The 22,811-nt window shown below is 63.3% G+C and carries 27 protein-coding genes and 1 tRNA gene; 13 read left to right on the top strand and 15 right to left on the bottom strand.

The window, feature by feature from the left end; genetic code table 11:
* Positions 1–30: 30 nt before the first annotated feature.
* Positions 31–1,044 carry an NAD(P)H-dependent flavin oxidoreductase gene (locus tag SX1_RS14065; RefSeq protein WP_017181420.1) on the bottom strand — a complete coding sequence of 338 codons (1,014 nt, stop codon included), beginning with the start codon at positions 1,042–1,044 and terminating at the stop codon, positions 31–33.
* A gap of 101 nt (positions 1,045–1,145) precedes the next feature.
* On the bottom strand, positions 1,146–2,411 hold the full coding sequence (locus tag SX1_RS14070) for an aspartate kinase (protein WP_019053502.1): 1,266 nt from the start codon (positions 2,409–2,411) through the stop codon (positions 1,146–1,148).
* 94 nt (positions 2,412–2,505) lie between these two features.
* Here SX1_RS14070 and ubiG point away from each other — a divergent pair, with 94 nt between their 5' ends.
* Positions 2,506–3,240, top strand: coding sequence for a bifunctional 2-polyprenyl-6-hydroxyphenol methylase/3-demethylubiquinol 3-O-methyltransferase UbiG (ubiG, locus tag SX1_RS14075; protein WP_019053503.1), 735 nt, complete (start codon positions 2,506–2,508; stop codon positions 3,238–3,240).
* 46 nt (positions 3,241–3,286) lie between these two features.
* Here the strand turns inward: ubiG and SX1_RS14080 are convergent.
* Positions 3,287–3,373 (bottom strand) — tRNA-Tyr (locus tag SX1_RS14080).
* Between the two features lie 103 nt (positions 3,374–3,476).
* Between SX1_RS14080 and SX1_RS14085 the strand changes: the two genes are divergently transcribed.
* Entirely contained in the window at positions 3,477–4,217 is a 741-nt protein-coding gene (locus SX1_RS14085) for a TrmH family RNA methyltransferase (protein ID WP_017181423.1), read from the top strand.
* 38 nt (positions 4,218–4,255) lie between these two features.
* A complete protein-coding gene (locus SX1_RS14090; protein WP_026149775.1) occupies positions 4,256–4,975 on the top strand; it encodes a hypothetical protein in 720 nt (239 codons plus the stop codon).
* Between the two features lie 103 nt (positions 4,976–5,078).
* Here SX1_RS14090 and SX1_RS14095 read toward each other — a convergent pair whose 3' ends face one another.
* Positions 5,079–5,396, bottom strand: coding sequence for a 2Fe-2S iron-sulfur cluster-binding protein (locus tag SX1_RS14095; RefSeq protein ID WP_017181425.1), 318 nt, complete (start codon positions 5,394–5,396; stop codon positions 5,079–5,081).
* A 77-nt stretch (positions 5,397–5,473) separates the two neighbouring features.
* Between SX1_RS14095 and SX1_RS14100 the strand changes: the two genes are divergently transcribed.
* The 3 genes from SX1_RS14100 (at position 5,474) to SX1_RS14110 (ending at position 6,855) form a co-directional block, all read left to right on the top strand.
* Entirely contained in the window at positions 5,474–6,091 is a 618-nt protein-coding gene (locus SX1_RS14100) for a DNA-3-methyladenine glycosylase family protein (protein ID WP_019053505.1), read from the top strand.
* Positions 6,092–6,094: 3 nt separating this feature from the next.
* Positions 6,095–6,322 (top strand): hypothetical protein, encoded by a 228-nt coding sequence (locus SX1_RS14105; protein ID WP_019053506.1) that lies wholly within the window; start codon positions 6,095–6,097, stop codon positions 6,320–6,322.
* A 98-nt stretch (positions 6,323–6,420) separates the two neighbouring features.
* On the top strand, positions 6,421–6,855 hold the full coding sequence (locus tag SX1_RS14110; protein ID WP_019053507.1) for a response regulator: 435 nt from the start codon (positions 6,421–6,423) through the stop codon (positions 6,853–6,855).
* Here the strand turns inward: SX1_RS14110 and SX1_RS14115 are convergent.
* The gene (locus SX1_RS14115) at positions 6,803–8,329 is read right to left on the bottom strand and encodes a PAS domain-containing protein (protein WP_019053508.1); all 1,527 of its coding nucleotides are present in this window, start codon (positions 8,327–8,329) and stop codon (positions 6,803–6,805) included. The genes SX1_RS14110 and SX1_RS14115 overlap by 53 nt on opposite strands.
* Positions 8,322–9,605, bottom strand: a complete 1,284-nt coding sequence (gene murA, locus SX1_RS14120) for a UDP-N-acetylglucosamine 1-carboxyvinyltransferase (protein WP_017181430.1) — start codon at positions 9,603–9,605, stop codon at positions 8,322–8,324. The genes SX1_RS14115 and murA overlap by 8 nt, the downstream gene beginning before the upstream one ends.
* Positions 9,606–9,789: 184 nt before the next feature.
* Between murA and SX1_RS14125 the strand changes: the two genes are divergently transcribed.
* Positions 9,790–10,524: a Crp/Fnr family transcriptional regulator gene (locus SX1_RS14125; protein WP_019053509.1), complete on the top strand. Its 735-nt coding sequence runs from the start codon at positions 9,790–9,792 to the stop codon at positions 10,522–10,524.
* A gap of 29 nt (positions 10,525–10,553) precedes the next feature.
* On the opposite strand, the gene SX1_RS14130 is transcribed toward SX1_RS14125, so the two are convergent.
* Positions 10,554–11,120, bottom strand: a complete 567-nt coding sequence (locus tag SX1_RS14130) for an HNH endonuclease (protein WP_017181432.1) — start codon at positions 11,118–11,120, stop codon at positions 10,554–10,556.
* Positions 11,121–11,214: 94 nt separating this feature from the next.
* Here SX1_RS14130 and gluQRS point away from each other — a divergent pair, with 94 nt between their 5' ends.
* The 4 genes from gluQRS to SX1_RS14150 all read left to right on the top strand — a co-directional run bounded on the left by gluQRS (position 11,215) and on the right by SX1_RS14150 (position 13,926).
* Entirely contained in the window at positions 11,215–12,129 is a 915-nt protein-coding gene (gene gluQRS / locus SX1_RS14135; RefSeq protein WP_019053510.1) for a tRNA glutamyl-Q(34) synthetase GluQRS, read from the top strand.
* A gap of 10 nt (positions 12,130–12,139) precedes the next feature.
* The gene (locus SX1_RS14140; RefSeq protein WP_017181434.1) at positions 12,140–12,373 is read left to right on the top strand and encodes a twin transmembrane helix small protein; all 234 of its coding nucleotides are present in this window, start codon (positions 12,140–12,142) and stop codon (positions 12,371–12,373) included.
* An 8-nt stretch (positions 12,374–12,381) separates the two neighbouring features.
* Positions 12,382–12,951: a cob(I)yrinic acid a,c-diamide adenosyltransferase gene (locus tag SX1_RS14145; RefSeq protein WP_019053511.1), complete on the top strand. Its 570-nt coding sequence runs from the start codon at positions 12,382–12,384 to the stop codon at positions 12,949–12,951.
* 126 nt (positions 12,952–13,077) lie between these two features.
* The gene (locus tag SX1_RS14150) at positions 13,078–13,926 is read left to right on the top strand and encodes a GGDEF domain-containing protein (protein WP_019053512.1); all 849 of its coding nucleotides are present in this window, start codon (positions 13,078–13,080) and stop codon (positions 13,924–13,926) included.
* Between the two features lie 6 nt (positions 13,927–13,932).
* Here the strand turns inward: SX1_RS14150 and SX1_RS14155 are convergent, their stop codons facing one another.
* The 8 genes from SX1_RS14155 to typA all read right to left on the bottom strand — a co-directional run bounded on the left by SX1_RS14155 (position 13,933) and on the right by typA (position 20,616).
* On the bottom strand, positions 13,933–14,979 hold the full coding sequence (locus SX1_RS14155; protein WP_019053513.1) for a DUF1176 domain-containing protein: 1,047 nt from the start codon (positions 14,977–14,979) through the stop codon (positions 13,933–13,935).
* 67 nt (positions 14,980–15,046) lie between these two features.
* Complete coding sequence (locus SX1_RS14160; protein WP_017181438.1) at positions 15,047–16,372, bottom strand: NupC/NupG family nucleoside CNT transporter; 1,326 nt, start codon at positions 16,370–16,372, stop codon at positions 15,047–15,049.
* A 149-nt stretch (positions 16,373–16,521) separates the two neighbouring features.
* Positions 16,522–16,995: a winged helix DNA-binding protein gene (locus SX1_RS14165; protein WP_019053514.1), complete on the bottom strand. Its 474-nt coding sequence runs from the start codon at positions 16,993–16,995 to the stop codon at positions 16,522–16,524.
* Positions 16,973–17,392 (bottom strand): hypothetical protein, encoded by a 420-nt coding sequence (locus SX1_RS14170; protein ID WP_019053515.1) that lies wholly within the window; start codon positions 17,390–17,392, stop codon positions 16,973–16,975. Before SX1_RS14170 ends, SX1_RS14165 begins: the two co-directional genes overlap by 23 nt.
* A 62-nt stretch (positions 17,393–17,454) precedes the next feature.
* Positions 17,455–17,802, bottom strand: coding sequence for a hypothetical protein (locus tag SX1_RS14175; protein ID WP_017181441.1), 348 nt, complete (start codon positions 17,800–17,802; stop codon positions 17,455–17,457).
* A 65-nt stretch (positions 17,803–17,867) separates the two neighbouring features.
* Complete coding sequence (locus SX1_RS14180; protein WP_017181442.1) at positions 17,868–18,359, bottom strand: response regulator transcription factor; 492 nt, start codon at positions 18,357–18,359, stop codon at positions 17,868–17,870.
* Between the two features lie 178 nt (positions 18,360–18,537).
* Positions 18,538–18,705 (bottom strand): hypothetical protein, encoded by a 168-nt coding sequence (locus SX1_RS24530; protein WP_019053516.1) that lies wholly within the window; start codon positions 18,703–18,705, stop codon positions 18,538–18,540.
* Positions 18,706–18,798: 93 nt separating this feature from the next.
* Positions 18,799–20,616 carry a translational GTPase TypA gene (gene typA / locus SX1_RS14190; RefSeq protein WP_017181444.1) on the bottom strand — a complete coding sequence of 606 codons (1,818 nt, stop codon included), beginning with the start codon at positions 20,614–20,616 and terminating at the stop codon, positions 18,799–18,801.
* A 216-nt stretch (positions 20,617–20,832) separates the two neighbouring features.
* Between typA and SX1_RS14200 the strand changes: the two genes are divergently transcribed.
* Positions 20,833–22,053, top strand: coding sequence for a toxic anion resistance protein (locus SX1_RS14200; protein ID WP_017181445.1), 1,221 nt, complete (start codon positions 20,833–20,835; stop codon positions 22,051–22,053).
* Positions 22,054–22,084: 31 nt separating this feature from the next.
* Positions 22,085–22,795: a hypothetical protein gene (locus tag SX1_RS14205; protein WP_019053517.1), complete on the top strand. Its 711-nt coding sequence runs from the start codon at positions 22,085–22,087 to the stop codon at positions 22,793–22,795.
* Positions 22,796–22,811: the final 16 nt, after the last annotated feature.

Consider the following 22,811-nt stretch of genomic DNA (forward strand, 5'->3'; position numbering starts at 1 on the left):
TATGCTGGATTAACCGTTCATCGCGCGAATTCAGGCAGCCCGTCGCTCCAGCGCCACTGCCGCCTCCGCCATCAGTTGCGCGATGATGTCGGCTACGGGTTCTTCCTTGGTCACCATCCCGACCGACTGGCCCGCCATCAGCGACCCGCCATCGACATCGCCGTCGATCACCGCGCGGCGCAGTGCGCCAGCCCAGAAATGTTCGATCTGCAACTGTGCTTCGCCCATGTCGACCGCACCGGCATCGAGCAGGTTGGCGACTTCGCGCTGCTTGGCGGTGAAATTGTCCATGCCCGCATTTTTGAGCGCGCGCACGGGGATGACCGGCAGGCGCGGGTCGATCTGGACGCTGGCGACGGCATCGCGAGCCGACGCGCGGAAGAAGGCCTTTTTGAAGGCGGGATGGGCGATGCTTTCGGTGGCGCAGGCAAAGCGGGTGCCCAATTGCACGCCCGCAGCCCCCATTTCCAGATAGGCGGCGATCGCTTCGCCCCGGCCAATGCCGCCCGCGACGAACACCGGCAACTGGCCGCTCATTTCGGGCAGGATTTCCTGCGCCAGCACGCTGGTCGCAACCGGGCCGATATGGCCGCCCGCCTCATTGCCTTCCACCACCAGCGCATCGACGCCGGAGCGGGCCAATTTCTTGGCCAGCGCCAGAGCGGGGGCGAAGCAGATCAGCTTCGCGCCCTTGGCCTTGATCGCCTCGATACTGCCCTTGGGCGGCAAGCCGCCCGCCAGCACGACATGGGTGACGTCGTGCCTGGCACAGACGTCGATCAGGTCGAACAGTTGCGGGTGCATGGTGATGAGGTTGACGCCGAAAGGCTTGGCGGTCAGCGCCTTGGTCGCGGCGATTTCCGCGTCCAGCAGGGCGGGCGTCATCGCGCCGCAGGCAATCACGCCAAACCCCCCGGCATTGGATATGGCCGCCACCAGATGCCGTTCCGACACCCAGCTCATCGCCCCGCACAAAATGGCGGTGTCGCAGCCCAGAAACTGCGTGCCGCGGGCCATGAGTGCAGTGAGTTTGGCGTTGGTCATGTGTCGAACCTAAAGAAGCGCAAAAGCCACCGCCAGTCGTGAGGCCGGGAGATGGATCCCCGCCTTTGCGGGGATGACGATGGAAGTAAAGAGCGAAGCGACTAGGCTGCCGGCGCGTCGAGACCATAAGCGGTGTGCAGCACGCGGACGGCCAGTTCGGTTTCATCCTCGTCGATCAGCACGCTGACCTTGATCTCACTGGTGGAGATGGCTTCGATATTGATGCCGCGATCGGCCAGCGTCTTGAACATGGTCGCGGCGACACCGGCATGGCTGCGCATGCCCACACCCACGACGCTGATCTTGGCGACTTCGGTGTCGGTGATGATGCGGCGGAAGCCGATCGCGTCCTTGTTGGCTTCAAGGATGTCGACGCTGCGCGCCAGGTCAGCGCGCGGGACGGTGAAGGTGACGTCCGTCTCTTCGTTATCCTTGGAGTCATTCTGGATGATCATGTCGACGTTGATCGCCGCGTCCGCCAGCGGCGTGAAGATGCTGGCGACCGCGCCCGGCTTGTCAGGCACGCGGGTCACGATGATCTTCGCCTCATTCTTGTCATGGGCGATGCCGGTGATGAGCTGACGTTCCATCTTGTTTTCCTTGCGCTTGGCTTCCAGTTCCTCGTCGCTGACGATCAGCGTGCCGGGCAGGTCGGTCTGGGTGGGATCATCGAAGGAGGACAAGACCTGCACGACCACGCCTTCCTTCATGGCGAGGCCGACCGACCGGGTTTGCAGCACCTTCGCGCCGACCGAGGCCAGTTCCAGCATCTCCTCATAGGTGACGAGGTCAAGCTTGCGTGCGCGCGACACGATGCGCGGGTCGGTGGTATAGACGCCATCGACATCGGTATAGATGTCGCAGCGATCCGCCTTGATCGCGGCGGCGACCGCGACGGCAGAAGTATCCGAGCCGCCCCGGCCCAGCGTCGAGACGCGGCCATCGGCCATCATCCCCTGAAAGCCGGGGATCACGGCCACCTGGCCCGCGCCCATCGCGGCGAGCAGCGCGTCGGTGTCGATGCTGCTGACCCGCGCCTTGGCATGGGCCTCGATCGTCTTGATCGGCAGCTGCCAGCCAAGCCAGCTGCGCGCGTCGACGTCCATGGCTTTCAAGGTCATTGCCAGCAGGCCGCTGGTGATCTGTTCACCGGCAGCGACCACGACATCATATTCGGCCGGGTCGTAAAGGGCGGACGCTTCCTTGCAGAAGCCGACGAGGCGATCCGTCTCGCCCGCCATGGCGGACACGACGACAGCGACTTCATGGCCCTGGGCCACGACATGTTTGACCCGCGCGGCCACGTTGCGAATTCGTTCCATCCCCGCCATGGAGGTGCCGCCGAATTTCATCACGATGCGCGCCATTTGCTTGTCGAACCTGCCTGTCAAAAGGAATAGGAGTGAGACAGAAAATGTCCCAGAAGGGCGAAACGGCGCTTCTTTAGCAGCGGATACGGATATGGCAAGCAACGCAACATCGACCATCGACCCCAAAGAGGCCGCCCATTTCGGCACGATGGCGGCCGAGTGGTGGGACCCGCAGGGCAGCAGCGCGATGCTGCACAAGCTGAACCCGGTGCGGCTGGCCTATATTCGCGCCGCGATCGATGCGCACTGGCCCGGCAAAACGCATGATTTCGAGCCGCTTGCGGGCAAGCGCGCGCTGGATGTGGGGTGCGGTGCGGGGCTGCTGGCCGAACCGCTGGCACGGCTGGGGGCAAGCGTGACCGGGCTGGACGCCGCGCCGGAGAATATCGCGGCGGCGCGCGCCCATGCCGCGCCGCAGGGTCTGGCGATCGATTATCGTGCGACGCCGGTGGAAGCGGTGGCGGACGGGGGATTTGATCTGGTGACGTCGATGGAGGTGATCGAGCATGTCGCCGATCCCGCGGCGTTCGTTCGCGCACTGGCGGACAAGCTGGCGCCCGATGGCCTTATGATTCTGTCCACGCCCAACCGCACCCCCCTGTCCCGCCTGGCCATGATCACGATCGGCGAGAGCATCGGCGGCATTCCCAAGGGAACGCATGACTGGGGCAAGTTCATCACGCCGGACGAACTGACCACGTTGCTGGAGCAGGCCGGGCTGGAGGTGATCGACAGTAGCGGCCTGAGCTTCGATCCGGCGCGCGGCTTCACTTTGTCAGAGAACAAGGCGATCAACTATCTGCTGACCGTGCGGCACCAAAGATAAAGCTGTTGCAGGGAGAGGCTTGATCCGCGCCACCCGATGAAAAGGGTGGTGGACAGGGTTGGGTTCGAACCAACGTAGGGCGTAGCCCGGCAGATTTACAGTCTGCTGCCTTTAACCACTCGGCCACCTGTCCATACCCGTCGCGGAGAGGAAAAAGCTTCTTTCCCGCGCTGGAGGCGGCTCAATGGCGAAAGGAGGCTTGCCTGTCAATGGTCGGATGTGAAAAGAGCGCTTCCATGAAAAGAGGTCATCGTTCCGCCAAGCCCAAGGGCGCGTTCCCGCGCTTCTATGGTCGTCACGCCGTCACCGCGGCGCTGGCCAATCCCAACCGCGTCGTGCGCAAGATATGGGGCACCCGCGAAGCGCTGAGCGCGCTGGATCTGCCCCCGGTGCTGCCGATCGTCTATGCCGATGTGGCCGATATGGGCCGCATGGTCCCGTCCGACGCGCCCCATCAGGGCATCGTCGCGGAGGTCGAGCCGCTGGACGATGTCTGGCTGGGCGACGTGCTGGACGAAGGGCGTGACGACACGCGGCCCATATTGGTGCTGGATCAGGTGACCGACCCGCATAATGTCGGCGCCATCCTGCGCTCCGCCGCTGCGTTCGATGCGCTGTGCATCGTCACGCAGGACCGGCATGCACCGCCCGAATCGGGGGTGCTGGCGCGGGCGGCGTCCGGCGCGCTGGAAATCATGCCATGGGTGCGGGTGGTCAATCTGGCGCGCGCTTTGGACGAAATTGCCGAGGCGGGCTATTGGCGGATCGGGCTGGATGGCGAGGCCGATACCAATCTGGGCGACGCGATCGGCGAATCGCGGGTGGCGCTGGTGCTGGGCGCCGAAGGCGAAGGGCTGCGCCACAACAGCATGGCGCATTGCGACATTTTGGCTAAACTGCCGATCAGTCCGCGGATGGAGAGCCTGAACGTATCCAACGCCGCGGCCATCGCCCTGTACGCCGCCGCCAGCCGGTAGGCAGCCGACCGGGCGGCCAAGTCTGGGGGGACGTCGCCATGAATCGTCTGTTGCGTTGGATGCTGGCATTGCCGGGGGTGATGGCGCTGTCGGCGTGCCTGGTGACGCCGGGCAAGTTCGATTCCTCGCTCGATATTCGGGCCGACCGCAGTTTCAGCTTTGCCTATAAGGGCGAGATCATCGCGTCTGACAGCGGCAAGGGGGCGATGGGCATCCCTGAACCGGCGAGCGAGGATGAAGAGACCGCGCCAGCGCAGCTGTTGCAAATTGCGGCGGAGAAGTTCGACAGTGAAGCCGACAATGGTAACGATGCGCAAATGCGCGCGATCGCCGAGGCGCTGACGAAAGAAAAAGGTTTTAAATCAGTACGTTATATGGGGAATCGCATATTCGACATCGATTATGCGATCAGCGGTCGGCTGACCCATGCCTTCCTGTTTCCCTTCAACATCGACGCGCAGATCGTGCTACCCTTCGTGGCGGTGGAATTGCGCGGGGATGATCGGGTGCGGGTGAAGGCGCCGGGCTTTGCCAACGGATTTGACAAGAGCCAGGGTCCATCGCTGGGCGCTGGCGGGCCGGGCGAAGCAGCGGCCAAGGCGCTGAACGGCAGCTTCACGCTGACGAGCGATGCGGAGATTATCAGCCAGAATCAGGAAGATGGCGCGCAGACGGCGGCCAATGGCAAGCGTATCGTCTGGCGGGTTACCCCGCTGACCAGCGAGGCGCCCGCCGCCACGCTGCGGCTGCAACGGTAAATTTTACTGAACGGAGCCGCACCGGCCCGCACGTCTGCCCGACCTACCGCAATATATACTGAGCGGGAGGCCGGGTGGAGGCGTGGGCCGGTGCGGTCTAAAATCAATCTTCCGGCGCGATGGTGACGCGCAGGCCATCCAGTGCGTCGGTCAGAACGACCTGGCAGGACAGACGGCTGGTGTCGTTGCGATGGTCCGAACTGTCGAGCAGGTCATTTTCATCCTCGCTCATCGCTGGAAGCGAATCGGCAAAGGCGGGGTCGACATAGACATGGCAGGTCGCGCAGGAGCAGCAGCCACCGCACAGGGCCAGCAGTTCATCAAAGCCGTTGTCGCGGATGACTTCCATCACCGACAGGCCATTGTCGCCATCGACAGCCTGTTCTTCGCCCGCACGGTTGACCACAATCAGTTTCGGCATCTATCCAGTCCCCAAGAATTTTCTTCGCCGCTCTGACGGACAGACGTCGGGAAATCAAGGGTGGAAGGAAACAACAGATGGTGACGACAGCAGAGACGTTGCGCGGCAGTCTGGACGCCATCGCCGCGATCGAGCCGGGATTTGTCGCGGCGCTGGCGCGGGTTGGCTATCCTGAGCCGCGCCTGCGGGAGCCGGGCTATGAGACGCTGCTGCGCACGATCGTCGGTCAGCAGGTCAGCGTGGCGGCCGCAGCGGCGGTGTGGCGCAAGCTGGAGGCGGACCTTGGCGCAGGCTGCGCGCCCGATGCACTTCTGGCGCGCGATCATGACGCGCTGCGTGCCTGCGGCCTGTCGCGCCAGAAGCAGGGCTATGCCCGCAGTCTGGCGGAAATGGTGCTGAGCGGGGCGCTGGATCTGAACGCCCTGCCCGCCGACGATGAGGAAGCGATTGCGCAGCTTATCCAGATCAAGGGGATTGGCCGTTGGTCGGCGGAAATCTATCTGCTCTTTGCCGAAGGACGGCCCGACATCTGGCCTGCGGGTGATCTGGCGGTGCAGATAGAGGTGGGCCGGATATTGGGCCTGCCCGAACGACCAAGCGAAAAGGCGACCCGCCAGCTTGCCGAAGCCTGGCGTCCGCATCGCGGCGCCGCCGCCATCATGGCGTGGCATCATTATAATACAGAGGTTTTGTAATCCATGTCCCCCACCCTGCCCCATGCCCGCTACATCGTCCTGACCCATGAGGGCGTGTGGAAAATCAACCTGAACAACACCTATTATGGCCCGTTCGACACGCAGGCAGCGGCGTTGGAGAGTGCGACGGATACCGCGCGCAAGGCCAGCGAGGGCGGCTATCCAGCCTCTGTCCTGTTGATGAAGGACGCCACCAACTTCGAGACCATCTGGAGCAGCGTGCAGGGGTGATGCTGCCTGTCGGCCCATCGCCAAGGGATTCTTGTCGCCTGGGGGGAACCGCGCGGGCAGCGGAGCATTTCTTGTCCTAAATCATACAGGCCCCAGGAATGAGCAAGAGAGTTTTGATAGTTGAGGACGAGATTTTCGTCGCTTTGGAGATTGAACAGATTGTCGAGGAAACGGGATTCGATGTCAGCGCGATTGCTGCCGATCGTCCGGCTGCGCTGGCCTGCGCGGAATCCTGCGACATAGCTTTGGTCGACCTCAATCTGCGCGATGGGCCGACCGGGCCGATCATCGGCATGGAACTGGCGAGCCGCTATGGCATTCGTGTTATCTATGTGACCGCCAATCCGTCGCAAATCGGCGAGGCGTCTGTCGCGGCGCTCGGCGTGATCACGAAGCCGTTTCGTTCGCAAAGCATTTCCGCCGCGCTGCAACTGGCCGCGGCGGAAGAGCCCGAATTGCACGCCGCAGAGATTGCAGGCTTTATTCCGTTCCTACAGAGCGGCTCATCGAGCGGGTTGGTATCCAGAGGCTGAGTTTCAGACCGTCAGCAGACCAGTCCCGCGCGATCCGCCCGCCCAGCTGCCGCTCCACGCTCAAGGTGATGAGGCGGCTGCCAAAACCGTCCGGCTGCATCGACTGAACCGCTGGCCCGCCCAATTCCTGCCAGTCGATACGCACATCCGCCCCTTCACGCGCGATATGCAGGGCTATCCGGCCATCCGGCACCGACAGCGCGCCATATTTGGCGGCATTGGTCGCCAGTTCATGGAATAGCAGCGCCAGAGGCGTTGCCGAGCGATCATCAATCGGCACATTGTCGCCCGACAGCGCGATGCGCGAGCGATCCCGCGCATTATAGGGCGCGAAAATCTGGTCCAATATGCCCCAGAGCAGCCCCTGCCCCTGCCCGACCTGCGGCGCGGATTCGGCGCTGTGCGGGCGGACGAAATCATGGGCGCGGCCAAGCGCAAGAATGCGATCGCGCAAATCTTCGGCAACGGCGCCGATTTCCGGGTGCTGGCGCGCCGACAGGCCAATCAGCCCGGCGATCACCGAAAAGATATTCTTGATCCGATGGGATAGCTCATGCGCGATCATCTCGCGCTCTTCCATCATCAATTTCTGTTCGTGGATGTCGGTGCAGGTGCCGATCCAGCGCAATATGGTGCCGGCCCCGTCGCGGATCGGCAGGGCGCGGCCCAGCGTCCAGCGATAGTCGCCGCTATGATGGCGCAGCCGATATTCGATTTCATAAGGCTCGCCGGTTTCCAGCGATTTGCGCCAGCGGCCCCAGGCGCGTTCCTGATCGTCAGGATGGAACATGTCATTCCACCCTTCGCCATCGGTCGATCCGGCCAAGACGCCGGTATATTCATACCAGCGGGCGTTATAATAATCGTGATAGCCGTCGGGCAGGGTCGACCAGACCATCTGCGGCATGGTGTCCGCCAAGGTACGGAACATGCGGTCGCTATCGGCAATGGCCGCTGCGTCCTGGCGTTGGCGGGCTATGACATCGCGGTCGCGACGACGCCCCTCCAGTTCGACCATCACCTGCCGCGCCAGCAGGGTCAGCCCCTGCCGCTGCATCGGGGTCAGATCAGCGCGGGGCTGCGTATCGATGACGCACAGGGCGCCCAGCGGCACGCCTGCGCTGTCGATCAGCGGCGCGCCGGCGTAAAAGCGGATATGCGGTGGGCCGGTAACCAGAGCATTGTCCGCAAAACGCGGGTCCCCGCAGGCATCGGGCACGACGAAAATATCGTCGCCGAGCATGGCCAGTGCGCAGAAGGACACGTCGCGCGGGGTTTCTTCCGCGTCGAGGCCGGTGCGCGCCAGAAAGCGCTGGCGCGCTTCCTCCACGATGCTGACAAGAGCGATGGGCGCATCGCAAAGCGTCGAGGCGAAGGCGGTAATCTCGTCCAGATGACGAAACCCGCCGGCATCCAGATCATAGAGTGCCAGAAGCGCCCCACGATCGGTGCCCAGACCGCTATGGTCAGCCATCGCTGGCGCGTTCGATATCGGCGCCGACGGCGGAGAGCTTTTCCTCCAGCCGCTCATAACCGCGATCGAGATGATAGACGCGATTGACCTGGGTTTCGCCTTCCGCCGCAAGACCCGCCAGGATGAGGCTCATCGACGCGCGCAGGTCTGTCGCCATCACCGGCGCGCCGACCAGCCTGTCGACGCCGCGCACGACCGCCGTGCGCCCGTTGACCGCGATGTCCGCACCCATGCGCGCCAGTTCAGGCACATGCATGTAGCGATTTTCAAAGATGGTTTCGGTCAGCACCGATGCGCCGTCCGCCATGGTCAGCATCGCCATGAACTGCGCCTGCATATCCGTGGGGAAGGCCGGGAACGGCGCGGTTGACAGGGTCAGCGGCTTGAGCTTGCCGTCGGACGATACGCGAATGCCATCCTTGTGAACGTCCACCTGCACGCCTGCGTCGCGCAGCGCGGCGATGATCGCGTGCATATCCTCCCCATTGGCGCCGATCAGGTCCAGCGACCCGCCGGTGATCGCTGCGGCGCAGGCATAGCTGCCCGCCTCGATCCGGTCGGGCATGACGCGGTAGGTCGCGCCATGGAGCCGCTCACGACCATGGATGACGAGCTTGTCGGTGCCGACGCCTTCTATATCCGCGCCCATGGCCAGCAACAGGCGGCACAGATCGACGATTTCAGGCTCACGCGCCGCATTTTCCAGAATGCAGGTGCCCTTGGCCAAAACAGCGGCCATCAGGGCGTTTTCGGTCGCACCGACCGAGACCACCGGGAAGGTGTAGATGCCGCCGGGCAGGCCGCCGTCGGGCAGGCTGGCGCGGACATAGCCCGCCGCAATCTCGATAATCGCGCCAAAGGCTTCCAAAGCCTTGAGATGCAGGTCGATCGGCCGATTGCCGATCGCGCAGCCGCCGGGCAGCGATACCCGCGCTTCGCCCGCGCGCGCCAGCAGGGGGCCAAGCACCAGGATCGAGGCGCGCATCTTGCGCACTATGTCATAGGGCGCTTCGGTCGATGTGACGCGCCCGGCCCGCATGGTCATGACCCGGCCGAAATCTTCCGGCCTTGCCCCTTCGATCATGGTCGAAACGCCCAACTGGTTGAGCAGATGACCAAAGCTGTCGACGTCGGCGAGGCGCGGCAGGTTGCGCAGCGTCACCGGCTCGTCAGTCAGCAAGGCGCAAGGCAGCAATGTCAACGCTGCGTTTTTCGCGCCAGAGATGGGAAGGCGGCCGTTGAGCACTTTGCCGCCGCGGATGATGATGCGGTCCATTAGGTCAGGGTTAATAGCGGCAAACGCGCGCCGTGCAAGGTAACCCGGCGCCGAATTATGGGGCCCTGCCGTAAACCGGAAACAATTAATCAGACCTTGATCGAGTTTAGTGCGGTTAACCAAAATGCAGCCAAAAGGCGCTTCGGGCGTTTTGCCATCGTAACGAGAATTTTTAAGAGGTTTATTGGTGGTAACGAGTTGTTTCGCAGAAAGGCTGGCCAAGCATGTGCCGCTGTCCGACGCGGAAAAGGCGGCCCTGGCCCGGCTGGAGGAAAATCCTCGCAAAATGAAGCGAGGCGGGATGATCCAGCGTGTCAATGATACGGTTACCGAATTGTTCGTGCTGCGCGAAGGACGGGTGATGAGTTTTGTCATCCTGCCCGACGGCAGCCGCCAGATATTGCGCGTCTATTTCCCCGGCGATTTCATCGGGTCGGCCAGCACCATTTACAGCAAGGCCCCCGAATCGCTGGTCGCGCTGACCGACGTGGTGGTGTGCCCGTTCGACAAGCATGCGCTGCGCCGGTTGCTGGAGGAATATCCGCGGGTTGCCGCGCTGTTGTTCCTGCTGTCGAATGCGGAGCGGGTGGCGATGACCGATCGGCTGGCGTCGCTGGGCCGCACATCGGCCAAGGCGCGGGTCGCTTCCTTCCTGCTCGACATGTTCGACCGGCTGCGGGTGACCGACGACAGCGTCAGCGACAGTTTCGACCTGAAGCTGACGCAGGAGGAGATTGGCGATTCGATCGGCCTGACATCGGTGCATGTGAACCGCATGATCCGCCAGATGGAACAGGAAGGGCTGATCAGCCGCTCCAACGGTCGCATCACGCTGCACCAGATGGGGCGGCTGGAGGAAATCGGCCATTATACCAACCGGCACAAGGATATGGACCTGGACTGGTTGCCGGTCGGATAAAAGCAGGCAGCGCGGCAAATGCCGTGCCGTTACGCCAGCAATTCGACATCCCAATAGAGCCAGTCGTGCCAGCTTTCGTGCAGATAGCCGGGCGGAAAGGCGCGGCCATGCTCCTGCAAATGCCAGCTGGTCGGGCGGATCGGCTGGACGTGGAGTTGCATCCCTGCCTCTTTGGGTGTGCGCCCGCCCTTTTTAAGGTTGCAGGGCGAACAGGCGGTCGCGACATTTTCCCATGTGGTGCGCCCACCGGCGCGGCGCGGCACGACATGATCGAAGGTCAGATCGCTGGTGCTGCCGCAATATTGGCAGGCGAACTTGTCGCGCAGGAAGAGGTTGAAGCGGGTGAAAGCTGGATGTTCGGACGGCTTCACATAATGTTTGAGCGCGATGACCGACGGGATTTTCATGTCCAGACTGGGGCTGTGCACCTGCCGCGCGTAGGAGGCGATGATGTCGACCCGGTCGAGAAAGACCGCCTTGATCGCGGTCTGCCACGGCCACAGGCTCAGCGGATAATAGCTGAGCGGCGTGTAATCTGCGTTCAAAACCAATGCCGGACAGTTTTCCGGATGCCGTATAAGGTCGGGATGGTACATAGAAAGCCTCTACCCCCTTGCCGACGTCGCTGATCAACCAGCAACATGACTCCCGCATGACAGCATTAACCAATATCGCCCGTCAAGAGCCTGTATGACATCATCCGTCGCACCACAGCATGTTGTTACCCGCTTCGCGCCAAGCCCCACCGGGCGGCTGCATGTCGGCCATGCCTGGTCGGCGCTGCTGGCGCATGACATGGCACGAGCGGCGGGCGGCACGTTCCGCCTGCGGATCGAGGATATTGACGGCACGCGCAGCCGGGCGGAGCATGTCGCGGGGATCATCGAGGATCTGACCTGGCTGGGAATAGGCTGGGATGGCGAGGTGGTTTTCCAGTCGCGGCGGCTGCCAAGTTATGACGCGGCGCTGGAACGGCTGCGCGACATGGGGCTGCTCTATCCCTGTTTCTGTACGCGGGCGGACATTGCCGCCAGCACGAGCGCGCCGCATGGGCCGGAAGGGCCGGTTTATCCGGGGACGTGCCGGGGATTGAGCGAGGAGGAGCGGACGCGGCGGATTGGCGCGGGGGAGGCGCATGCGTGGCGGATCGATATGCAGGAAGCCGTGGCGCGGGCAGGCACAGTGACATGGCAGGCGATGTCCTTTTCTCCGCTGTCATGCCCGCAGATGGCGGCACAGGCGTTGCACCAGGCCGAGCCCCTCACCCATGGCGACGTGGTGCTGGCGCGCAAGGACGCTCCGGCAAGCTATCATCTGTCCTGCACGCTGGACGATGCCGCGATGGGGATCAGCCATGTGCTGCGCGGCGACGACCTGCTGGGGGCGACGGACGTGCATCGCCTGTTGCAGGCGCTGCTCGACCTGCCCTCTCCAGCCTATATCCATCATCCTTTGCTCGTGGATGCCGATGGCAGGCGCCTGGCCAAGCGAAGCGGGTCGATTGCGCTGGCGGACCTGCGCGCTCAGGGCATGGGCGCGGCGGCACTGGTCGCTGACCTTAGGGGTGGACGCTTTCCGGTTGGCATCGGGCCTGCAAGCGCCTAGGTTACAGGCTATGAACACCGTCCTTGTCATCGCCCTCATCCTGGCCATGGGCGCAACGCTGTTTGCGTTGATCCGCGGCATCATCTCCTTCCTTCAGGTCACCAAGGAGGAATTGAACGCGCCCGAAGGCAGCGGGCCAAGCCCGTCGCGGCTCAAACAGAATAAGATGATGCTGAACCGCGTGCTGTTTCAGGCGGCGGCGATCATCATCGTCGCGATCCTGCTCTTGTCCAAGGGCAATTAGCCGATTCCATGGTCAAGCTGAACAAGATCTACACCCGTACCGGCGATGCGGGGACGACCGGGCTTGTCGATGGATCGCGACTGCCCAAGCATGCGCCGCGCATGCAGGCGGTGGGCGATGTCGATGAGGCCAACAGCGCGATCGGGCTGGCGATCATTGCAATGGGCGACAGGCCGGAAGCGGCCTGGCTGACGACGATCCAGAACGACCTGTTCGATCTGGGCGCGGATTTCGCGACGCCTGTCCCCGACGGTGCGGACGAACCATGGGCATTGCGGATCATTGCCAGCCAGGTCGAGCGGCTGGAAAACCATATCGACGCGATGAATGCCGATCTGGCCCCGCTCGACAGTTTCATCCTGCCCGGCGGATCGCCTGCCGCCGCCGCCATCCACCTGGCCCGTGCGATCACGCGCCGGGCCGAACGCAGCGCAACCGCAGCCGCGACGGACGTGGCCTTGAACCCGCAGGCGCTGGCCTATCTCAACCGGCTGTCGGACCTGCTGTTCGTGCTGGCGCGCCGCGTGAATGATAATGGCGCTACCGATATCAAATGGGTGCCGGGCGGATCGCGCTGACAATCGCCCCCGTCTGACTCAGCTACGGCACGGCTCGTCCCACCTGGCCAAATTAACCCTGTTTGTTGGGAAAGCATTCAGTCGCCCCCCTGACTTTGCGCACCATTCGCAATTACGGGGCCTTTCATGCATTTCTATCTCGCGACGTCATTCATTTTTCCGCGCTCGCTGCGCCTGCGCCTCTTCACCCTCTGTTTCATCGCCACCCATTTGCCGCTGCTGGGCTATTGTGGCTGGGGGCTGGCGACCGGGCGGATCGCGCTGACCGAATTTGCCGTGCTGACGCTGATGACGCTGTTGGGCACAGCGATCGCGCTGATTGGCATGGGGGCGTTGCTCAACCCCATTCATGCGCTGGCGGAGACGTTCAACGGCAAGGCGGATGCCGCGCTGCCGGAAGTCGGCGACGTGATCCAGACACTCTATGCCGGGGTCCATCGCGCCGCCAGCACGACACGGGCGCAGATCGACGACCTGCATGTCGCCGCGCATGAAGACCCGCTGACGGGGGTTGCCAACCGGCGCGGTTTTCTGGCGCAGCTCGACGCCCTGCCCCACGACCAGCGCCGCGGCTGTGTCGCGATCATCGACATCGATCATTTCAAGCAGGTCAACGACCAGTTGGGCCATGATGAGGGCGACCGGGTGCTGGCCGCCTTTGCCGACCGCCTGTCCGCGCAGTTGCGCCGCGTCGATCGGGTCGCGCGCTGGGGTGGCGAGGAGTTTGTGGTTTTCTTTCATGGCGCGGCAGAGGATGAAGCCTGCTGGTCGCTGGCGCGTATCGCCAACCAGATGCGGCTGGACCCGATCGGCCGGATTCATGGCCGCCCGATCAGCTTTTCCGCCGGTCTGTCCCGTTGGGCCGGGGATGCGGTGGACGGCGCATTGAGCGCGGCGGACACGGCGCTCTATGACGCCAAACAGTCCGGGCGCGACCGCATCTGTCGCGCGGGGCCGGTCGTGCAGATGGTGTGACGCCGCCTATTCGACGACGCGCGCGGTCCAGGTCGTGATCCAGTGCCAGGCGCCGCGACATTCGCCCATGCTGGTCGCCTCGATCAGGCGGAAGCGCTGACCGTCCCAGACATAGGCTTCGCTGCCGCCGCAATCGCCCAGGCCACGGCCCTTGGCGAAACTGTCCAGCCGGGACTTTTCCGGGCTCCAGCCGACATTGACCAGCATGGGATGGCCCGCCTCCTCGCTCCAGCCCGGCTTGAAATCGAAAGCGGCAAAGCGAAAGGATCGGCGGCCCGGAACGCCAGTGGCGATGACCGGCACGGACGAGAAATTATAGGCGCCCGATCCGCAGGGGACGAGGATGAGGGTTTCGGTTTTGGAGAGGCGTTGCAGGTCCGGCGTCTGATCGCTGCGCATGTCATCAGTGCAGCCGGTATATTTGCCGAGCGCGGTCAGTTCCTCACGCCACAGGGCGGCGGGCGCTGGACCGGCTGGGACGAGCGCGCGGCGAATGGCGGGTGCTACGGGCGCGGGCTTTACAGCCGTCGGGCCAAGCGTGCCGGTCGCCACCAACGCGGTCGTGGTCCCTGCCCGGCCCTGCCGCGCGTCCATATAGCGCAGCGCCGCGCCTGATCCGGCGAGCGAGGGACGGCCAAGCAGCCTTGCGCCAGCGCGCACCTCCATGCTCGTGCCCCGCGCCATGGCGATGGCGAGCGCAGATGCCTGCGGCCCGCGGATCGTGGCTTCGCCGTCGCGGGCAATGGCGCTGGCGATCTTGCGGCCATCGACGGACAGGGTGACGTCGGCCTGGCCCTTGCCCTCGCGGCTGATCCAGACTTCGGTCTGGGCATCGGGTCCGGCGGCGCGGACGATGCCGATCATCAACGGTATGTCGGGCAGATCGCCGCCTTCGGGCAGCAGCGAGACCGCTTCGCATCGGTTGCGATTGTCGCAGCCGATCGTCCAGTCCTTATAGGTTTCCAACCGGCCCGGCTTTGGCGCCTGCGCCACAGCCATTGGCGATCCGAGCGAAACCGCCAGCGCGGCCGCGAAAACTGTCTTTGCCCCCATGGGGTTAACCATAATGGATTTATGCGCGCAGCGATAGAGTCAAACGTTGCGGGTAGATAATGACCGATCAGCGCAGGCTGAGCATCAGTCCCGCCAGTGCTGCGCTCATCAGGTTGGCGAGGCTGCCCGCGACCAGCGCCTTGAGGCCAAGCTTGGCGATCATCGGGCGCTGGTTGGGGGCGAGGTTGCCGGTCACCGCCATCTGGATCGCGATCGAGCTGAAATTGGCAAAGCCGCACAGGGCGAAGGTGACGATGGCGATGCTGGCCGGGGACAGCGCGCCCTGCACCTGGCCCAGATTGATATAGGCGACGAATTCGTTGAGCACGACCTTCGTGCCGAACAGGCCGCCTGCGACCTGCGCTTCCTCCCAAGGGATATTGAGCAGATACATGACCGGCGAAAAGACATAGCCCAGCAGTTGCTGGAAGCTGAGCGTCGGGTAGCCGAACATGCTGCCAATGCCGCCCAATATGCCGTTGGCCAGCGCCACCAGCGCGACGAAGGCCAGCACCATCGCGCCGACCGCGACGGCGAGTTTCACGCCGGTCTGCGCCCCTTGCGCGGCGGCCATGATGATGTTTGCGGGCTTTTCCTCGTCATGGCTGGCGACCGGCATGGGTTCGCCCGGCGTCCCTTCGGGCAGCAAGGCGGCAGGCCCTGCCCCGCTGATCCGGGTTTCGGGCAGATGAATGTCGGGATCGTCACCCAGCGGCAATTCGCCCTGCACCGGAAGCCGCACGTCCGGCATCATGATCTTGGCCATCAGCAGCCCGCCGGGCGCGGCCATGAAGCTGGCGGCGAGGAGATAGTCGATCTTGATCCCCATGGATGCGTAAGCGGCGAGGATCGTGCCGGCAACGCCTGCCATGCCGCTGGTCATCACCGTGAACAATTGCGGCGGAGTGAGGCCCGCCAGATAGGGACGGATGACAAGCGGGCTTTCGCTTTGTCCCACGAAGATATTGGCGGCGGCGCACAGGCTTTCCACCTTCGACACGCCGGTCACCGCCTCGATCGCGCCGCCAACCCAGCGGACGATGAACTGCATGACCCCCAGATAATAGAGGATCGACACGAGGCTGGCGAAGAAGATGATGACGGGCAGCGCAGCAATGGCGAAACTGGCCCCGCCGATTTCGGGACTGGCAAGCGGGCCGAAGATGAAATTGGTGCCCGCCTGCGCATAGCCAAGAAGATTGGACACGCCTTTCGACATGCCCGCAATGACCGCGCGCCCGGCAGGAACATAGAGAACCATCAGGGCAATGCCCGCCTGCAACAGGAAGGCCGCGCCGACGACGCGGAGCCGGATGGCGCGACGGTCGGACGACAGGGCAATGGCGATGGCAAGGATGAGCAGGATGCCCGCAAGACCGATGAGAAGATGCATGAAAGGCTTTCGCGGGAAGGATGTTGCGCGCGACTATATGAGCGGAGCGCGGGCATGGCCAGCCTGAGTTGAGGGATAGCTGTCCTTCCCGATCGCCCGGTGGCAGCGAACACCCTCGCAATGTCGGGCGAATGGCGCCGGTGGGCGCGTCAGCCGTTTGCGTCGAACGCGAGCGACGACCAGGAGGACATGGCATCTACCGCCAGCGGCGAAAGACGCACGGCGCGGCGTCGGCGGCTGTTGGGCGAGGTTTGATGTTCGTCCAGAAGGCCGCGCCTTTCCAGAACGCCGACTTGCCCGACGATGACGCTCATCGACAGGCGCGATTGTTCGCTCAGTTGCTCCAGTGTCAGCGCTTGTCCGTTCAGCCCGGACTGATAGAGGAGGAGCAGTATGTCCCAGGCGGGATCGCTGAACAAGTTCGGACCTAGCAGCGTGGCACGCGCGCGCCGTGCTTCAATATAGCGCGAAAGCGCGGCCAAATGGCCCTCCCCAGTGCCATCCAGAACCGCCGCATCCTCCTGCCGGGCATGCACATTGGAGAGACAGCGTTGCAGCGCGACGATCAGGTCGGCCGCCTCCTGGCTGGGGACGATGCTCTCAGGCGGAATATGCGCGGTCATGGAGCGACTTTCGATCAAGTTCGATGCCGATGATGGCAAACAGCATGAGGGGGATGATCCAGACCGTACTCAGCCCTTCATAGATGCGGTCTGAAAAACTTTGCAGCAGCAGGGTCGCGACATGGGACAGCACCGTCATCAATTGACAGGCGGAGACCCATACCGGCCAGTAGCGCTGGCTTTGCAGCATCAGCCAGAGCAATGCGATAAAGGCCAAGAGGTCGACCGTCATCAGCCAATATTGCGTCGCCTGCCACGACCCGGCGAGCTGGGCGGGAATGGTGAGCAGCACCGCCGCCGCCGAAATGACAACGAAGCGCCGCCCGTCCCGCCCCCCAAAGGCCAGTGCGAAGGCGCAGGTTAAAAGCATCAATAGCCAAAAAGAAGCCGCCAGCATTTGATCACCGTTGAGAGGGGGGAGAAATCAAACGTGTATCCAATGCCGACGGCTCCACCTGGTCAAGCGACCAGGGTCAGGTGGCGCTGCACATCGTCCTGAGCGGGCGCGTCCATTCCCAACGGGCATCCGAAGGCGGTGACTGCATGCTGGCTTTGTTCGATGCAACGGGTCAGCAGGGCCGTCGCGCGGATCATGTCGCTGCGCCCTTCGATAATCTTGGTCGCGCTTTCATGGATGCGCAGGATGATGCGCTGGCTTTCGGCGGCGGTAAGGCCGGAATCCTGAGCGGCAGCGAGAAAAGCGGTCGTGAGGTGCGCGGTATCGACCAGCGCGCCGTCCAGCGAGGCAAAAGCCTGCTTGGTCTGATCGGCGACGGCCTGGGTCTTTGCGGGATCAAGATTGAGCACAAGTCATCTCCTTCGCACGGCGCCATGCGAGGCGGTGCGTTTTCAGCGTGGCGATACAGGAAGGATCAGGCCAGTGCCTTGAAGGCCCCGGCAATGAGCAGCAGCAAAGTGACGACACCAACGCCGGTCAGTACGGCGGCGCGGATCATCGCCAATATGCGGCCATCGATACTCAGTTCATTGATCGATCCCCCTAGCGGTGGGCCGAAGGCGAGGATGCGTCGCAGGAACCCTTTTCGTTCCGTCTGCTCATCCGGCCTGTCCGGCTGAGCGATGGATGACGCAGGAGATGCATCGGAAGCAAGCCGCTGCGATTGATGTATCAAAGGCTGATATGTGCCAGTTTGGGGCTGTGGTTGCTCAATCGAAACAAACAGGCGGGCTGCTTCCTTGCGCGACGGGACGCCGAACTTGCGCAAACTGGTGCGGACGCGCTGATCCACCGTATGTTCCGACACATGCAGCTGTCGCGCGATTTCCTTGGAATTGAAGCCCTGCGACACCAGCCGCAGGCACTGCTTTTCACCCTCGCTCAAGGCTGGCAGGGTTTCGGCCACTCCTTCGTTCCTCCTGCGTGGACGCTTTTGCCCGTCAACAAGCTACAGGCATCACAAGGTCCAGCCAAAGCATATCACACCCGCAAGGTTGCGATTCGGTTTGCGCTAGTGGCTAAAGTGACATGAGAGGGTAGTGATATGCAATCTAGTTACGTACGTAGGTACGTGGTCCCGACGATCAGGCGCGCGGTTTGCCGTCCTGTTTCGCCTTGTGCGCGGCGAGCAGCGCATCGATCTCGACGATTCGCTGACGTTGGGGCGTGTCCTTGGCCAATCCCTTGAGGCGGCATTCGGCCCACAGTGCGCGGCGCTCGGACGTCAGGGCTTTAAGATAGAGGTCGGCCATGTTCCGGCTCCTTCAAAAATATGGGGGCGGAGCGTTGCCGCCCGCCCCCGTGCCGGTCTGGCCGGTCGCTCCCCCGCAAAGGGGGAGGCTTGATCAGGCTGCCTTGGACCGGCTCATGCGCTTGCGCTCGTTCGGATCGAGGTAGCGCTTGCGCAGGCGAATGGTCTTGGGCGTGACTTCGACCAGTTCATCGTCGTCGATATAGGCGATGGCCTGTTCCAGCGTCATCTTCCAGGGCGGCGTCAGGCGGACCGCGTCATCCTTGCCGCTGGCGCGGAAATTGGTGAGCGCCTTCGACTTCATCGGATTGACTTCCAGATCTTCGGTCTTGGCGTTCTGGCCGATGATCATGCCTTCATACAGCGCTTCGCCAACGCCCACCATCAGGATGCCGCGTTCTTCGAGCGGGCCCAGGGCGTAGGCATTGGCCTCGCCCGATCCGTTGGAGATCAAGACGCCATTCTTGCGGCCTTCGATCGGTCCCTTGTGCGGACCATATTTTTCGAAGAGGCGGTTCATGATGCCGGTGCCGCGCGTGTCCGACAGAAATTCGCCATGATAGCCGATCAGGCCGCGCGACGGGGCGGAGAAGGTGATGCGGGTCTTGCCGCCGCCCGACGGGCGCATGTCGGTCATTTCCGCCTTGCGCAGGTTCATCTTCTCGACAACCGTGCCGGAAAATTCATCGTCCACGTCGATCATGACGGTTTCATAAGGCTCGGTCCTGTTGCCGTCCTCGTCCGTGTCGAACAGCACGCGCGGGCGGCTGATCGACAGCTCAAACCCTTCGCGGCGCATCGTTTCGATCAACACGCCAAGCTGAAGTTCGCCGCGGCCAGCCACTTCGAAACTGTCCTTGTCTTCCGATTCCGTCACCTTGATCGCGACGTTGGATTCAGCTTCGCGCTCCAGACGATCGCGGATCATGCGGCTCGTCACCTTGGAGCCTTCGCGGCCGGCCATGGGCGAATCATTGACGGCGAAGCGCATCGACAGGGTCGGCGGATCGATCGGCTGGGCCTGGATCGGTTCGGTCACGGAAACGTCGGCAATCGTGTTCGCCACGGTTGCGACCGCCAGCCCGGCAAGGCTGATAATGTCACCGGCCTGCGCTTCTTCGACAGGCACGCGGTCGAGGCCGCGAAACGCCATGATCTTGGATGCGCGACCGGTTTCGATGATCTTGCCGTCCATGTCGAGCGCGTGGATCGCCTGGTTGGCGCGCACCTTGCCGCTGGTGACGCGGCCGGTCAGCACGCGGCCAAGAAAATTGTCGCGATCGAGCAGGGTCACCAGGAAGGTGAAGGGCGCATCGACGTCGAGCGCTGGCGGCGGCACATGGTCGACGATCTTCTGGAACAGCGGGGTCAGCGTACCTGACCGCATCGACGCATCTTCGTTGGCGTAGCCGTTGCGGCCCGACGCATAGAGGACGGGGAAATCAAGCTGTTCATCGGTCGCGTCGAGCGACACGAACAGATCGAACACTTCGTCCAGCACTTCCTGAATCCGTTCGTCGGGGCGATCGACCTTGTTGACGACGACGATCGGCTTCAGGCCCAGCGCCAGCGCCTTGCCGGTGACGAACTTGGTCTGGGGCATCGCGCCTTCCGACGAATCGACCAGCAGGACGACGCCATCGACCATCGAGAGGATGCGTTCGACTTCGCCGCCAAAGTCGGCGTGGCCGGGCGTGTCGACGATGTTGATGCGGGTGCCTTCCCATTCGACCGAGGTCGGCTTGGCCAGGATGGTGATGCCGCGCTCTTTTTCGAGATCGTTGCTGTCCATCGCCCGCTCTTCAACGCGCTGATTGTCGCGGAACGTGCCGGACTGGCGGAAAAGCTGATCGACGAGGGTGGTCTTGCCGTGATCGACGTGCGCGATGATCGCGATATTACGCAGGGACATGTCTTGCCTTTGGGATATGGGCTCCCCTGGCCGACACAAGGTCACACAGAGGCTTCGGGCGCGCCCCTACAGGAAATGATGCGTTGCGGCAAGGGCGCGTGGCAGGCGCGACATATGGCGCGCTTCCCACTGGACGGCACGGCCCCTATGTTTATCCTGTCGATTGCGCCTTGAAGCGCGGGTGTTCTATATCAATATGACACCAAGGGAGATATCATGGCCACGACCGCTACTGCGACAACGACATCCTCCAGCGATCCGTTCAACCTGACGCCGCCCGATCCGGTGCCTGTCGTGAGCGCCGAGCGGGCGGCGGGGCTGGTGCCGATCGATGCGGAGAAGAAATCCAAGCTGGACGAGAAGGTTGACGCCTTCATCGACGATCTTGTGGCGCAGGATTCCAATTCGCCCGCGTTCGGCGCGCGGGTCGACCAGTTGACCAATATGGGGCGCAAGGAAATTGCCGAGGCCGCGGGGCATAGCAACCGCTTCCTCGACCGGCCGGTGCGGGCGATGGACAGCGACAGCAAGGTCGGCGCGGACCTGGCCGAGCTGCGCCGCACGGTCGAGGATCTGGACCCCGGCAAGCGCGGCAGCCTGACCAGCCGCAAAAAGCTGTTCGGCATCATCCCGTTCGGCAACAAGATGCGTGACTATTTCGACAGCTATAAAAGTGCGCAGAGCCACATCAATTCCATCCTGGGATCGCTGGCCAGCGGCAAGGACACGCTGATCAAGGACAATGCCGCGATCGATGTCGAGCGGCAGAATATGTGGGCGACGATGGGCCGTCTGGAACAGATGATCCACATCAGCAAGACGATGGACGCGCGGCTGGAAGCCAAGGCGCTGGAACTGGATTCGACCGACCCGACCAAGGCGAAGGCGATCCGCGAGAGCGCGCTGTTCTACATTCGTCAGCGCACGCAGGATCTGCTGACCCAGATGGCCGTGACGGTGCAAGGCTATCTGGCGCTCGATCTGGTGAAGAAGAATAATGTCGAACTGGTCAAGGGCGTCGACCGCGCGTCGACCACGACGGTCGCGGCGCTGCGCACCGCTGTGACGGTGGCGCAGGCGCTGGTGGGTCAGCGTCTGGTGCTGGAGCAGATCAGCGCGCTCAACACGACGACTGCGAACATGATCGATTCGACCGGCGAATTGCTCAAGAGCCAGACCGCCCAGATTCACGAGCAGGCCGCATCGAGCACGATCCCGATCGAGACGTTGCAGCGCGCGTTCCAGAATATCTACGACACGATGGACAATATCGATACGTTCAAGCTCAAGGCGCTGGAGAATATGAAAACGACGGTGACGACGCTGTCGAACGAGGTCGAGAAGTCCAAGGGCTATATCGCAAGGGCCGAGGGTCAGGCGCAGGCGTCGAAGGAAGCGCGGGCCGACAATCCCCTGCTGAGTGCGATCGAGGGATGAGGATGTTCACCAGCAACATCCGGTGGTCGTTATGAGCCGGTCCGATCGCGTGCTGGCCGATGCCGAAGCGGTGCTGCGGCGTCATAGCGAGCGCGGGCAGAGCCTGACCGCGCGGGCGCGGCAGCGGCGCAATGCGGGGCTGATCCGCAAGGTCAAATATGCCTTCTGGGCGGTGCTGGCGGTGATATTGGGCAGCGCGGTCGCGGGCTTTGTCGTGCCACTGGGGACGACCGGCGTGATGATCGCGCTGGGGGTGTTGATCGCTGCATTGCTGCTGATCGGCCTGCTGCCGACGGAAACCCGCGTGCGGACCGAGGCACTGGCGGAAACGCCGCTCACCGCCCTGCCGCTCCAGACCGAAATCTGGCTGGAAAATCAGCGCAAGGCGCTGCCGGCCCCAGCAGTGACATTGGTCGACAGTATCGGCACGAAGCTGGAGATATTGGCGCCACAACTGGAAAAGCTGGGACCGCAAGACCCCGCTGCCCTGGAAGTGCGCAGGCTGCTGGCGGATCATCTGCCCGAACTGGTGACAGGCTATCAGTCGATCCCGCAGCCGTTGCGGCGCGAGGAACGCAATGGCCGGGTGCCCGAAAAGCAGTTGGTCGAGGGGCTGGCGGTAATCGATGCGGAGATCGGGCGGATGAGCGAGAGCCTGGCCAGCGGCGATCTGGACAAGCTGGCGACGCAGAACCGCTTTCTGGAGCTGAAATATCAGGAGGCGAAGGAATTGGGGCAATAGCCCGATCCTTCCCCGG

Origin of the sequence: Sphingobium xenophagum NBRC 107872, from assembly GCF_000367345.1 — a bacterium.
Classification (GTDB): domain Bacteria; phylum Pseudomonadota; class Alphaproteobacteria; order Sphingomonadales; family Sphingomonadaceae; genus Sphingobium; species Sphingobium xenophagum.